Here is a 14,112-nt window from a genome sequence, read left to right as displayed (position 1 = left end):
ACTACGATCAGAGAATCGCATACAAACGCCGTGTTTAGTGAAACTATTCACCCTAATTAATTAGCCGACAGCGACGGGGATGAGCGGCATGCGGTGAACGCGTTCCTGGCGCATTTGAGCGGACGTAGGTTAAGTCCGGTCACCGCGGCTGGTCGGTCAAGCCGCCGCTAATGAAGATGGTGTCGTCGTCGTCTGGAGTGGGCACATTGAGGCCGCTGCGCCGGAACAGTTCCGCTAGCGGCACGCCTTCGAGCTGCCAGCCCTTGGCGCCGAGGTAGTCGAGGACGTGGTTGCGTTGGCCGCTGTAAAGCAACGAAGCCAAGTCGACGTCGACGCCATGGCCACGGAACACGCTGGATATGGTCCGCGCTCGCTCGGCGCCGAAATCCACGATACTGGTAACGAATTCGGTGGCTACCATGCTCCCGGGCGCGCTGAGTGCGGTGATGTTGTCGAACAGCCGGTCCTGGGCCTCCGGCTTTAAATAAATCAGTAACCCCTCGGCCAGCCACGCCGTCGGTGCTGCCGAGTCAAACCCGGCGGCTTGCAATGCCGTCAGCCAATCTGCACGCAAGTCGATGGGCACGGCGCGCCGAGTGGCGGCGGGTTCGGCGCCCAGCTCGGCCATGGTCGTCGTCTTGAACTCCATCACTTGTGGTTGGTCGATCTCGTACACCACTGTCCCGGTCGGCCACGGCAGACGGTAGGCCCGGGCGTCCAACCCGGAAGCGAGGATCACCACTTGCCGAATCCCTCGGTCGGTGGCGTTGAGGACGTAGTCGTCAAAGTACTTCGTGCGGACCGCGTTTCCATCGACCATCGCCTGCGCCACTGTCGGTGCGACGTCCGCGATCGTCGACATGTCGAGTTCGCCGTCCATCATCTTGGTGAAGAAATCCAGCCCCACCGCACGGACCAGAGGTTCGGCGAACGGATCGTTGATCAAACCGCGAGAATCCTTGGTGGCCATCGCGCGCCCGGCGGCAACAATGGTCGCGGTGACGCCGACGCTAGACGCCAGATCCCAGGTGTCGTCGTCGGTGCGGGGCATCAGCCCACCTTAGCCGTAACCGTGGCATCGGAGGGGAATCGTGCGAGACTCCTGCTACCGCAGCACAAGCTCCGGTAGCAGGAGTCTTGGCCGGGCCGCCGATCTGCTCCACGGGGATTTCACCGCGGGACAGCCGACCCATGACCCGTTAATCGGCTCTTCGTCCCCTACCGAACACTGGCAGCAGAGAAGCCGATTTTGCTCGGCTGTCTGCGCTGCTGAATTCATCGGTGCTGTGCTATTGGCGTCGGAACAGGCGCCCGTGCTGGCTACAGAACCAGGCGATGTTGCCGTCCGGTCCGCGGACGAAGTTGGACCGACTGCCGGTGGGCTTGTTGTCGGGTCCGAGGTCGAGCCCATAGTCGGGTCGGTAGAAGGCGAAGCCCAGTTTGGCGCTATTTTGGCCATCCGGGTTGGCATCGCCGGCGCCCATGCTTCCAGCGAGCTGGCCGTCCCTTGCCCGGAAGTCGATGACCGTTTGCTCGAGGCTGCCATCCTGGGAGACTTGCTCGGCGATGTACCGGCCCTCGTAGGGCGCCAGGTCGACGGCGCCAAGGTGTAGCGGTGTGGCAGGCAGGTTGGTGACCCCGGCGAATCTGTGCAACGCCCAGCCGCAGGCGAATAGGTCGTTGATCATATGAAATCCGCCATCAGAGTTGGTGAGCACGGTCATGGCGAAGTTGCGATCGGGCACCATGACGAAACCAGAGCGTTGCCCCTTCCAGGTGCCGCCGTGCTCAACGACGGTCACATTCTGCGCGGAGGGCCGCAGCATCCAGGTCACGCCCATCCCGGTCAGCTCGACGAAAAGCGTTCCGCCTGCGCCCGGGTTCGAGCGCATTGCCTCCAGCGACTGCCAGCTCAGAATCTGCTCGCCGCTAGGCGCCCTGCCGTCGCCGAGATGGAACTGTGCGTAGCGCAGCTGATCTCGCACTGTGGACATCAACCCACCGGTGGGGTTGCAGCTGCGTGGGAAAGCCCAAAAGTCGGTATCGACAATAGGTTTGCCGTCGACCACCTTGTGCGATGCCGCCACATTCAGACCGATTATTTGGTCGGAAAAGTAGCGGGTGTGAGCCAGCTGCAGCGGGTCAAGCACCAGCTTCTGCATCGCAGACTCGTAGGTTGTTCCGGAGACAAGCTCGATGATGCGGCCCGCCACCACAAGACCTGAATTGTTGTACGCGAACGCGGTTCCCGGAGGAGTCAGCTGCGGTAAACGTGTCATTGAGTTGACGTAGCGCGCCACCGCATCATCGCCGCGCCCAAAGTCCTGCCCATTGCGACCATCCCAGCCTGCAGTGTGGTTGAGCAGTTGGCGCACGGTCACCGTGGCGCTGACCGACTCGTCGGCCACCGCGAAGTCGGGGATGTAGAGGCGCACAGGTGAATCCAGGTCTACCTTGCCCTGCTCGACCAGCCGCATCATCGCTGTTCCTGTGAAAGTCTTTGTGGTGGAACCGATTCGGAAGACGGTGTCGCCTTCGACGGGCAACGGATGGTCGACATTGGTGACCCCGTAGCCCTTGACGTATTCTTGACCGCCGACCCAGATAGCAACCGCGACGCCTGGAATCGCATAGGCCTTCATGCCCGCGTTGATCTTGGCATCGAGTTCGTCGAACGCTACGCCAAGGTCTGTGCAGTTACCAGTTTCAACCACTGCGGCGGCGCTTTCGTGCGGCAGTTGGCCTAGCGCGCACACACATTCGGTGACAGCCGCACGACCATGGCGCATCGCCGCCTGTCAACTCAGGCCGAACCATCTGCGGATCTGCTCGCTGTTGTCGGCGTAGTCGGCGTCGTCCCGCACGAGCTCCTCGGCGATACCGAGTCCGCACCGCGGGCAGGCCCGCGTCGAGGGACTCGAGATCATCGGCGGACATAATGACCGCGGCCACTCGGCCCGTGGCGGCTGATCTGAGTGGCTTCGTGGGCTGTATCCGCTTCGTCAATTAGCCCGGAAAGCTTGTCTTTGGCATTCAGCGGCACCGTCCACATGACTGTCAATATAGCTGGACTTACATAGACATCGCGAAGCCCTAGGAGTGGTGCGCTTCGGCTGGATCTTCGTGGTGACGCGCCGGACCCCAAGGGCCTGCTGGTGCCGGATTCGGTTGCACCGCTTGGGCGGCAGATGTTCTTGTTCGGGCACAACGATATCGCGAATCGGTGAGCAAGTATCCGCCAATCGGCGCAGACAACATCGCGTATCGGCGACGGCCGTATCGCAAATCGGCGAAAGCTAGCTACGCTGTTGAGTTGAATCCGCCGTCCCACATTGCCCGAAACCTGCTTCCGTGGGGCTGCAGAGGCACTGATCGACACACGGATCGTCGTCGTTCAGGTCTGTGAGTCGTCCACGGTCGATCTGCTCAAAACCATCGGCCGCATGCTGGCCCAGCAGGGTGAGCTGGGCCGCGTCCTTGACGAGGCGGGTCAGGGAGCGGCTGCGGTTGCGGCTGATGGCGGCGATCCTCCACGTGGTGGCCCCGACCCCGAGGGCGTAGCCGGTACGCCTTGGTCCGCCCGACGCCCCGACGTCGTAACGCGCTTCTGACCGCCGACGTCGCAGCCTACTGACACAACCCGTCGCTGCGGCGCGGCGCAACAGATCGGCGGCGGTGGTCGTCGGTACCGTGACGACGATGAAGGTCGCAGCCCTGGTCCTCTACGTAGTCGGTTTCGCGCTGCAAATGGTGGGCGCTTACTTGGTGATCCAGGACGTGCGCACGAGCATAGGCAATATGCGGCGCTTGAAGTCGGGCCTGGCCGATGCAGACGAAGCCGCCGCCGAACACCGCCGACAAATCACAGAGATGGCGAACAAGCCCCGCCCCTTCGGGCTTGACGTAGCGATGTCCCAGCTCGCTGATCAGCTGGCTGACGTGGCCGTCGAACAGACCGGCCCCGCGGCCGCGAAACAACGCCGCGCACTCCTGACCTACGTCACCGCCCAGAACGATCAGCGACCGTCGCCGGTGGGTCGCGGTCGGTCTGCTGCTCGGTGGCCTGGTTGTGGGCTTCGTCGGCAACGTGCTGTCGCTGTTCCCCCTGTGACGCACATTCGCCCTGGTCCGCGCCGTGGATTGGGGTGTATCTCAGATGAATGCCCGCGGGCGCCACAATCTGGACATCTCCGAGCGGACACGCACACACCACCCGATCCGGCAGTCGGCTGCTGTTCCCACCCTTTGTGTGCCCACGGGCGCATATGTCCATCACCGCAGCGCCACAACCTCCGTCGACCTACTCACCCCATCGGGGCCAAATGATGCCCACCCGTCACCGAACGCAACAAACCACCGCCATTCTGGGCCGGTGCTAGCCGACCTGAACCCCGCGCAAGAGTTAAGTTCAGGCTGAAGGTAACCGCATGTCTTGCAGGGGATTTGCTACCAGTTAGGCTTCCTGGGTGGCTGATCGTCCGTCGTCATACCTGGTGCTGGCCTCCCAGCGCAGTGGCAGCACGCTGCTCGTCGAGTCGCTGCGCGCCACCGGAGTTGCCGGCGAGCCCCAGGAATTCTTTCAATATCTGCCGACAACGAGCCAGTCCCCGCAGCCACGGGAGTGGTTCGCTGGTGTCGAGGACGAGTCGATCCTGAGCCTGCTTGACCCGTTAGACGAGGGCAAGCCGGACCTCGCGCCGGCCGAGATCTGGCGCGACTACATCCGCACCGTCGGTAGAACACCCAACGGCGTCTGGGGCGGCAAGCTGATGTGGAATCAGACGCCGCTGCTGTTGAACCGCGCGGCCGGACTACCGGATCGATCAGGCGACGGCCTGCTGGCCGCGATTCGCGACGTCGTCGGCGAGGATCCGCTCCTCATTCATGTCCACCGGCCCGATGTGGTGTCACAGGCGGGGTCGGTTTGGCGGGCGGTACAGACCCGGGTGTGGCGCGGCAGGCCCGATCCGGTCCGCGATGCGCGTGCCACCTACCACGCCGGGGCCATCGCCCACGTCGTCACCATGCTGCGTGCCCAGGAGAAGGGCTGGCAAGCGTGGTTCGCGGAAGAAGACGTCAAACCGATTGAGATTTCCTATCCGGTGTTGTGGCGCAACCTAACTCAGGTAGTGGCCAACATCCTTGAGGAGTTGGGGCTCGACCCGCGACTGGCGCCCGAACCGGTGCTGCAGCGGCAGGCCGACCAGCGCTCCGACGAATGGGTGGATCGCTACCGGGCGGATGCGGAGAAAGAGGGGTTACCGACATGACCCCCGGCGACGATGCGTTGGGGCACCTCCCGCTTGCGGGGACGAAGCGATGAGGAGGAGCGGCGCACATGACCCATACTGACGCCCGGCGCGTCGACGAACTGCGGCTTCTGGAAGCCGAAGCGGTGCACATCATCCGCGAGGTTGTCGCAGAGCTGGAGCGCCCGGTGCTGCTATTTTCCGCCGGCAAGGACTCGATCGTGCTACTTCGGTTGGCGGAGAAGGCCTTTCGACCGTCACCGCTGCCATTTCCGGTGATGCACGTCGACACCGGACACAACTTCCCCGAGGTAATCGAGTTTCGGGACCGCAGGGTCACCGGCCGGGGACACAAGCTGATTGTCGCGTCGGTTCAGGATTCCATCGACAAGGGCCGAGTCCCCGATCCGGGCCCCGGGGCCTCACGCAACCGCGCACAGACCCGCACGTTGCTCGACGCGCTGGAGGAAGGCGGCTTCGACGCCGCGTTCGGGGGCGCCCGCCGCGACGAGGAGCGCGCTCGCGCCAAGGAACGGATTTTGAGCTTCCGCGACGAGTTCGGCCAGTGGGATCCCCGTGCACAGCGCCCCGAACCGTGGTCGCTCTACAACGGCCGGATCAAGAAGGGCGAGCAGGTGCGGGTGTTCCCGTTGAGCAACTGGACCGAGCTCGACGTGTGGCGCTACATCGAGCTGGAAGAGCTTGAGCTGCCGTCGATCTACTTCGCTCACGAGCGCGAGGTATTCGAACGCGACGGCATCCTGTTGGCGGTTTCGGACTACGCCGGGCCGCGTAACGGCGAATCGTCCGCCGTGGAGTGGGTGCGGTACCGAACCGTCGGCGACCTGACCATCACCGGGGCGGTGCGCTCCACGGCCACCGACATCACGCGAGTCATCACCGAGATCTCGGCGGCGACGGTATCGGAACGAGGCGAGACCCGCGCCGACGACCGCACGTCGGCGGCCGCCATGGAAGACCGCAAGCGAGAGGGCTACTTCTGATGACTCTGATGAGGCCTGTCACGCGTCAGCTACTGCGCATCGCCACCGCTGGTTCGGTGGACGACGGCAAGAGCACCCTGATAGGACGGCTGCTGCACGACACCGACAGCCTGCCGCTGGACCACCTCGAAGCCGTCACCGATGAAGAAGGCATCGCCGACCTCGCAGCACTGTCGGATGGCTTACGGGCCGAACGCGAACAGGGCATCACCATCGATGTCGCGTACCGATTTTTCTCCACCGAATCCCGCAGCTACATCCTTGCCGACACCCCGGGCCACGAACGCTACACCCGAAACATGTTCACCGGCGCCTCCAACGCACACGCAGCGATCCTGCTGGTCGACGCGCGCGCCGGGGTATTGCGTCAGACTCGCAGACACGCGCGGATCGCAAAGCTGTTGGGCGTCAAGCATTTTGTCGCGACAGTGAACAAGATTGACCTCATCGCCTTCGATCAAGCGGGATTCGCTCGGGTGGCGGACGAACTGCAACAGATGGCGGCACGCCTGGGCGACGTGGACATCACGGTGATCCCGATCGCGGCCAAACACGGGGACAACGTCGTGCACAGATCCGAGCGCACCCCATGGTACAGCGGCCCGACCCTGCTCGAGTACCTGGAAAGCATCGAGCTCGCCGCGCCGCAGGCTGAGGCGTCGCGCCTGAGGCTGCCCGTGCAGTGGGTGTCGCGCCCGACCGCAAACGTGCGCCGTCGTTATACCGGACGACTGGCGGCAGGAACGCTCAGCATCGGTGATCCAGTGGTATCACTGCCCGCCGGTACCCGGTCGACCGTGGCCGCGCTGGACACCCTCGACGACGACCGCACGACAGCCGTCGCACCGCTCTCAGTGTCCATCGAGCTGACCGACGATATCGACGTGGGTCGCGGCGACGTGCTGGTCAGTGGGGCTGAAGGGGCAACCCTGCCGATGCTGGCCCGCGAGCTCGACGCGACGGTGTGCTGGTTCTCCGACACCCCGCTACGAGGCGGAGACCGGCTGGCACTCAAACAAACGACCAAGACCGTGCGGACCACCGTACAAGAACTGCACACGCGGCTCGACCCGGAAACGCTCGACGAGCTCGATAGCCCAGTCGAATTGGCGCTCAACGACATTGGCACGGTGACGCTGCGAACCAGCTCGGTCGTCGTCGCCGACAACTACGCCGACAATCGCGACAGCGGCGCATTCATCCTGATCGACGAAACCAGCAACGACACCGTCGGCGCCGGCACCATCCTCGAAGCGCGCGAAGTCAAGCCGGGTACGCATCCGCGGACCGACATCCGTTGGCACCCGTCAGCGCTGGACCGGAAGTATCGCTGGCAAGCCACCGGACAACCAGGCGCGACAATCTGGTTCACCGGCCTGCCCGCGTCCGGCAAGTCGACAATCGCCGTCGCCGTGGAACGCGCACTGGTCGAATCGGGGCGGGTGGCCTACCTGCTCGACGGTGACAACCTGCGGCACGGCTTATCCGACGACCTGGGCTTCTCCCCCGGTGACCGCACCGAAAACATCAGACGGGTAGGGCATTTGACCCGGCTGCTCGGCGATGCCGGCGTGGTCGCACTGGCGTCCCTGGTGTCACCGCTCAAGTCGGACCGCGAGATCGCGCGCGCGCTCAACGACGCCGCCAAGCTGCCCTTCATCGAGGTATACGTCTCCACTTCGGTGCAAGAATGCGAACGGCGCGACCCCAAAGGCCTGTACGCGCGGGCGCGCAGTGGCAGTCTCAAGGGGCTTACCGGTGTGGATGCCCCCTACGAGCCGCCCGAGAACCCGGACCTGGTGCTCGACACCACCGACGCCGACATCGACGACCTGGCCGCGCAGGTCATTGCGCTGCTCAACGAGCGCAGCCCTCGATTGCCGGGACGTTGAGGCGGATTCGCCGCAGGAACTCGGTCGACGGCGCGGCGGTAACGTGGCCGTTATGCCCACTTCTTCTGTCGTCTCCTTGTTGCGGGAACGTGCCGGTCTGCAACCCGACGAAATCGCATACACATATCTCGATTACGAACTGGATTGGGCCGGCGTCGCCGAAAGTTTGACGTGGTCACAGGCGTATCGGCGGAGCCGCAACGTTGCGCACGAGATCCGTCGACATGGCCGACTCGGAGACAGAGCCGTGATTCTGGCTCCACAAGGCCTTGCGTATATCGCGGGTTTCCTGGGCGCTATGCAGGCCGGGATGATCGCAGTTCCATTGTCAGTCCCACAGATTGGTTCACACGACGAACGGGTGACTGCCGTACTCGCCGATACATCACCATCGGTGATCCTGACCACGGCCGCGGTCGCCGAAAACGTCGGCGAGTTCATTCGCCAGACGAACACGGACGCCATTCCGGCGATCGTCGAAATCGATTCTCTTGATTTGGACGGGAATTCACCGAATCCGTGGACCGAAGATTTGCCGAACACTGCGTACTTGCAGTACACGTCCGGTTCGACCCGACTTCCGGCCGGCGTCATGATCTCGCATCGGAATCTGCACGCGAATTTTCGGCAGCTGATGTCAGCGTATTTCGTGGAGTTCGATGGCGTGCCGCCGCGCGATGCCAGCATCGTGTCGTGGCTGCCGTTCTACCACGACATGGGCTTGATTCTCGGTGTGATCGCGCCGATCCTGGGCGGCTACCGCAGTGAGCTCACGAGTCCGGTGGCGTTCCTGCAACGTCCGGCACGGTGGATGCAATCGCTTGCCCACCAGACTTATTCATGGTCTGCGGCACCGAATTTCGCGTTCGAACTAGCCGCAAAACGAACATCGGACGCGGACATGGCCGGCCTCGACCTCCGTGGCGTACTGGGCATCATTAGCGGCAGCGAACGAATCCACCCGGCCACGCTGAACCGGTTCTGCGATCGATTTGCTCCGTACAATTTGCGCGATCGTATGATGCGCCCCTCGTACGGCCTGGCTGAGGCGACTGTTTATGTAGCCAGCCGCAATTCGAGTGGTTCGCCTGAAGTCGTGTACTTCGAATCCGACAAACTATCGGCGGGCAGCGCAAACCGGTGCGCACCGGAAACCGGCACACCGCTGCTGAGTTACGGCATGCCGGGATCACCGATCGTGCGGATCGTGGATCCCGACACCGGCGTCGAGTGTCCAGCGGGAACGATCGGTGAAATTTGGGTTCATGGCGACAACGTCGCCGACGGCTATTGGCGGAAGCCGGATGAGACGAAGCGCACCTTCGGCGCAATGCTGGTCGCCCCTTCGCCGGGTACACCCGAAGGACCCTGGCTGCGGACCGGAGACCTCGGATTCGTCTCCGAGCAGGAGCTATTTGTGGTGGGCCGGATGAAGGACCTGCTGATCGTGTACGGGCGCAACCATTATCCCGAGGACATCGAGTCGACGGTCCAGGAAATCACCGGTGGTCGGGTCGCGGCGATATCGGTCCCGGCGGATCACACGGAGAAGTTGGTCGCGATCATCGAACTCAAGAAGCGCGGTGATACCGACGAGGAAAAGATGCACAAGCTCCGCGTCGTCAAGACCGACGTCACGGCGGCGATATCCGAGTCGCACGGTCTGAAGGTCGCAGACCTCGTCCTGGTGCCACCGGGGTCGATCCCCACCACGACGAGCGGCAAGGTCAGACGGGCCGCTTGTGTGGAGCAGTACCGACACCAGCAGTTCACCAGGCTGGACGCCTGAGTGTGTAGCCTGAACGCTGAAAAGTTGTGGGGGAAAACATAATGAAACGACTTCTCGCATGTGCTTTCGCGGCATGGCTCGCGGGGTGGGCCGCTGGATTCGGACCAGGCGTCGCGACCGCCGATCCAGGGTCGCCATGGGCCCCCTGGCAACCTCCGACGCCATCCCCGGTCGGCGATGCCGCGAACGCCAAGGTCGTCTACGCGCTCGGCGGTGCGAGAGCGCCGGGGATCCCCTGGCGCGACTACACGAACCGGGCGGGCTCCGGCTACTTTCCGAACGCCAAGCGCGACCTGATCGACTACCCCGCTGGAGCCCCCTTCAGCTGGGTCCCGACCATGTTCTTGTCGGGAACCCGAGACCGGGTGACCATCGGCGAGGCCGCGCGACAAGCGACCAATAGCCTGGACACGGCTATTCGTCACGCGACCCAGCCGGCCGCAGCCGTCGGCTTGTCCCAAGGCACCCTCGCCCTCGACCAGGAACAGGTGCGGCTCGCCAATGACCCAACGGCACCACCACCAGATCGATTGCAGTTCACCACAATCGGTGACCCAATGGGAACTCACGCGTTCGGGGCGAGCTTCCTCTCGGGCATCTTCCCACCCGGAAGCTATATCCCGGTGATCGACTACACGATGCCCCAACCGGTGGAAAGCCAGTACGACACCAACAAGATCGTCGCCACCTACGACGGTCTCGCCGACTTCCCCGACCGGCCCGACAATCTGCTGGCCGACGCCAACGCGTTCGTCGCCTCTGCGATCGTGCACACCCCGGCCGCGTTCACCGGCCCTGGTGACGTTCCTCCGCAGAACATCAGAACCACCGTCAACTCACGAGGCGCTCCCACGACGACGTATCTTATTCCGGTGAACCATCTTCCGTTGACAATGCCGCTACGCTACCTGGGCATGTCTGACGCCGAGGTGGATGCCATCGATGCGATGCTGCAGCCGCAAATCGATGCGGGCTATTCACGTAACGACAATCCGTTCACCCGCCCCGTTTCGGTGGATCCGGTGCGCGGCATGGACCCGGTGGCCATTCTGGATCCGATAACTCGCGACTCCATCGAAAACGCCTTCGCCACGGTTCGCGGCATCATCGGCGTCAACGGTTAGCGCTCGGATCCGTCGGCCACAGCTTCGAAAACGGTTTTCTTCCTGTCGGGTTCGGCCGGCGGGAGCCGCTGGCCCAGACGGCCTCGCGGTGTGGGCCACCAACTGACTCGTCCGAGCAAAGCCGCGATGGCGGGCACCGTAATGGTGCGCACCACGAAAGTGTCTACCAGAATGCCGATTCCGATGACGAAGCCACCCTGGACGACGGTCCCGATGCTGGAGAACAGCAGGCCGGCCATCGAGGCCGCGAAAATCAGGCCCGCCGCCGTGATGACTCCGCCGGTGGAACCCACAGTGCGGATGACGCTGGAGCGCGAGCCCGCTGACGACTCGTCACGCAGTCGCGACGCCAGCAACATGTTGTAGTCGGCGCCCACGGCGACCAACACGACGAACGCCAATCCCGGCACACTCCAATGCAAATGCTGACCCATTAGCACCTGAAACATCAACACACCGAGCCCAACCGCCGACAGATACGAGATAATCACCGAGCCGACGAGGTACAGCGGCGCAACGATCGCTCGCAGCAGCGACATCAGGATCAACAGCACGACGACGATGGTCACCGCGACGATGAGCAGCATGTCGCGGTCGTAGTAGTCGCGGGTGTCACGCAGCGTGACCGGATACCCCGCGAGGGATATCGAAGCATCGGCCAGCGACGTGTTCGGCTGTGCGCCTTGGGCGGTGTCGATGATCGTGCCGACCTGATCCATAGCCTCGGCGCTGAACGGGTTGAGGTCGGTCTGGATGAAGTACCGCACCGAATGCCCATCCGGCGAGATGAAGGATTGCGCCACCTTCTTGAAGTCCTTGGTGTTGAGCACCTGGGGCGGCACATTGAATCCGGCCATGGACGGCTGCGCGGCGTCGTTGCCCATTGCCATCAGAAATCCCGACGCCTGGGATAGCCCCACACCCATCCGCTTGGTCTGGTCGACCAGCAGCTGCACACCGTCGGCGATCTGACGACTGGCGCTGGCGAGATCGTTGGCGCCGGTTTGCATGGTGATCAACCGGGTTCGGACCGCGTTCGGATTGTCCAGTCCCAGTGACTTCAGCGATCCGGCCACGGATTCCAGCGATCGGTCCAGTCCGCTCACCATCGACGACACGGTTTGCAATGACTGAGTCGACTGCAACTGACGAGCCAGATCGGAGATCTTATCGAGCGTTCCGTCCTCACGCGCGGCCTGCAGCTTGTGGAACTGAACGCGAGCGGTACCGCACACGGGGTTGGTGTCACAGACCACGCTGGTATCCAACGCCGCGACAACGGCATCGACCCAGTCGAAGCTGTTGGCGATACCGGCGAAGTTCACTTGCAAGACGTCACCCAGCCCACGGATGCTGGTGACAAGTCTGGCGGCAGTGTCGATTTCGCCGAATGTCTTGCCGCCACCAAATTGGTTCTGGACATAGGCGAGAGCATCGACCAGACCACGGACGCCCGCGACGGCCCGACTGACCTGTGTTCGGACGTCACCGAGGTTGTCGGCCAACAGGTCTGCACCCGAGGCCAGTCGGTTGAGGTCACCCGTGCGCTCGCTGATCAGGTGTGACGCCCCGCCCAGCTGCTGGCCGACCTGGCCCGCTTGATAGGTGGCTCTGGCCTGTTCGAGCGATTCTCCCGTCGGCCGCGTCACGCCGCGGACCGCGGCTATGCCCGGGATCTGGCTCACCCGTTGCGCCATCTGCTCCAGGTCGGCCAGCGCCTGCGGTGTGCGCAAGTCGTGCGGAGACTGGATTAACAAGTACTCCGGAATCGTCTGATTCACTGAAAAATGGCGTTCCAGCGCGGCGTACCCGACCGAGCTCTCGGCGGTAGCCCGCAGTTGCTTGCGGTCGTCGTAATTGAAGTGGGCCAGGGCCGCGCAGCCGGCCAACGCAAGCAAGATCGCCAGGCTAGCACCCAGATAAGCTTTGGGCCGCCGTACTATTCGCACGCCGGTCCGCCGCCAGAATGCGGCGGTGCGCTCGCCGCGCGGGGCGACCCAGCCGCGCGGCCCGGCCAGCATCAGGATGGCCGGCAGCAGCGTCACGGCGGCCAGGAACGACACCGCGATCCCGATCGCCAATGCCGGGCCGACCGTTGAGAACACGCCGAGCTTGGCGGATCCCATTCCAAGGAAGGCGATTCCGACCGTCGCCGCCGACGCGGCAATCACCTTGCCGACGGAGATCAGTGCCGCCTTGACCGCCGTTCGTGAATCGTCACCGCGCCTGACGTAATCGTGATAACGGCTGATCAAGAAGACGGCGTAATCGGTTCCCGCCCCGGCGATCATGGCGCTGATGAGCACGATGGTCTGGTTGGACACGGCCATGCCGCTGAACAGGGAGACTCCAGAGACCACCGCTTGCGCGGTGAGCAACGATGCGCCAATCGTGACCAGGGGCAACAGCATGGTGATCGGGTTGCGGTAGATGACAATCAGGATGACCAGCAACATCACGGCGATCGCCAGCTCGATCGACGCGCGATCGCGCGCCCCGGCGTCGGTCAGGTCAGCGACGGTGGACGCGGGTCCAGTTACGTTGGCCGTCAAGGTTGATCCGGCGACGGTTCGCTTCACAATATCGGCGACGTTTGTGTAGGCGCGGTAGGACTGCGGCGTCCCCAGCTCGCCCGCTAGGCCGATCGGCAGGATCCACGCCTTGCCGTCCTTGGCCCCCAGCACTTCGCGCAACGGCGGCGTGCTGAGGAAGTCCTGCAGCATGACGACGTCTTCGGTGTCGCCGCGCAAACGATCCACCAGTGTGCGATAGACGTTTTCGTCGGCCGGCCCCAACCCCTTGTCGTTGGTCAGGAGTACCACCAACACGTTTTCCGATCCCGCCTCGTGGAACGCCGTGGTGATCTTGCGCGCGGCGGCGGCCGACGGCGCGTCGGCGGGCAGGATGGCGACGGGATGCCGCTGAGCCATCTCCGTCAGCGGCGGCACCGTCATCGGCAGCAGCAGCGCCAGCGCCACCCAGCAGCCGATGACAACCCATGGCCGCCGCGCGACGAATTCGCCTAGCCGTCCGAAGATGGCCTCACCTCCCGCG

Annotated in this window: 11 protein-coding genes; 6 read left to right on the top strand and 5 right to left on the bottom strand. The window is 63.8% G+C overall.

The features are described from left to right. Positions 1–139: 139 nt before the first annotated feature. The 3 genes from MSIMFI_RS13595 to MSIMFI_RS28945 form a co-directional block, all read right to left on the bottom strand. Positions 140–1,051 carry a class I SAM-dependent methyltransferase gene (locus MSIMFI_RS13595; RefSeq protein WP_191497590.1) on the bottom strand — a complete coding sequence of 304 codons (912 nt, stop codon included), beginning with the start codon at positions 1,049–1,051 and terminating at the stop codon, positions 140–142. A 238-nt stretch (positions 1,052–1,289) separates the two neighbouring features. Continuing rightward, positions 1,290–2,789 carry a serine hydrolase domain-containing protein gene (locus MSIMFI_RS13590; protein WP_191497589.1) on the bottom strand — a complete coding sequence of 500 codons (1,500 nt, stop codon included), beginning with the start codon at positions 2,787–2,789 and terminating at the stop codon, positions 1,290–1,292. A gap of 9 nt (positions 2,790–2,798) precedes the next feature. Continuing rightward, positions 2,799–2,927 carry a hypothetical protein gene (locus MSIMFI_RS28945; RefSeq protein ID WP_263597371.1) on the bottom strand — a complete coding sequence of 43 codons (129 nt, stop codon included), beginning with the start codon at positions 2,925–2,927 and terminating at the stop codon, positions 2,799–2,801. 405 nt (positions 2,928–3,332) lie between these two features. Here MSIMFI_RS28945 and MSIMFI_RS13580 point away from each other — a divergent pair, with 405 nt between their 5' ends. Beyond that, positions 3,333–3,611, top strand: a complete 279-nt coding sequence (locus MSIMFI_RS13580) for a hypothetical protein (protein WP_191497588.1) — start codon at positions 3,333–3,335, stop codon at positions 3,609–3,611. Between the two features lie 16 nt (positions 3,612–3,627). Here the strand turns inward: MSIMFI_RS13580 and MSIMFI_RS13575 are convergent, their stop codons facing one another. Further along, positions 3,628–3,978, bottom strand: coding sequence for a hypothetical protein (locus MSIMFI_RS13575; protein ID WP_191497587.1), 351 nt, complete (start codon positions 3,976–3,978; stop codon positions 3,628–3,630). Between the two features lie 488 nt (positions 3,979–4,466). Here MSIMFI_RS13575 and stf0 point away from each other — a divergent pair, with 488 nt between their 5' ends. The 5 genes from stf0 (at position 4,467) to MSIMFI_RS13550 (ending at position 11,058) form a co-directional block, all read left to right on the top strand. Beyond that, positions 4,467–5,270, top strand: coding sequence for a trehalose 2-sulfotransferase (gene stf0, locus MSIMFI_RS13570; protein ID WP_191497586.1), 804 nt, complete (start codon positions 4,467–4,469; stop codon positions 5,268–5,270). Positions 5,271–5,338: 68 nt separating this feature from the next. Next, positions 5,339–6,253 (top strand): sulfate adenylyltransferase subunit CysD, encoded by a 915-nt coding sequence (gene cysD, locus MSIMFI_RS13565; protein WP_191497585.1) that lies wholly within the window; start codon positions 5,339–5,341, stop codon positions 6,251–6,253. An 8-nt stretch (positions 6,254–6,261) separates the two neighbouring features. Further along, entirely contained in the window at positions 6,262–8,145 is a 1,884-nt protein-coding gene (gene cysC / locus MSIMFI_RS13560) for an adenylyl-sulfate kinase (RefSeq protein WP_396819948.1), read from the top strand. Positions 8,146–8,197: 52 nt separating this feature from the next. Beyond that, positions 8,198–9,934: a fatty-acid--AMP ligase FAAL21/FadD21 gene (gene fadD21 / locus MSIMFI_RS13555; RefSeq protein WP_191497583.1), complete on the top strand. Its 1,737-nt coding sequence runs from the start codon at positions 8,198–8,200 to the stop codon at positions 9,932–9,934. A 41-nt stretch (positions 9,935–9,975) separates the two neighbouring features. After that, positions 9,976–11,058, top strand: coding sequence for a PE-PPE domain-containing protein (locus MSIMFI_RS13550; protein ID WP_191497582.1), 1,083 nt, complete (start codon positions 9,976–9,978; stop codon positions 11,056–11,058). Here the strand turns inward: MSIMFI_RS13550 and MSIMFI_RS13545 are convergent. Further along, positions 11,055–14,012 (bottom strand): MMPL/RND family transporter, encoded by a 2,958-nt coding sequence (locus MSIMFI_RS13545; protein WP_263597416.1) that lies wholly within the window; start codon positions 14,010–14,012, stop codon positions 11,055–11,057. The genes MSIMFI_RS13550 and MSIMFI_RS13545 overlap by 4 nt on opposite strands. Positions 14,013–14,112 lie beyond the last annotated feature (100 nt).

Source organism: Mycobacterium simulans (assembly GCF_900232995.1).
Classification (GTDB): Bacteria; Actinomycetota; Actinomycetes; order Mycobacteriales; family Mycobacteriaceae; genus Mycobacterium; species Mycobacterium simulans.
This window is presented reverse-complemented; position numbering and strand designations above follow the sequence as displayed.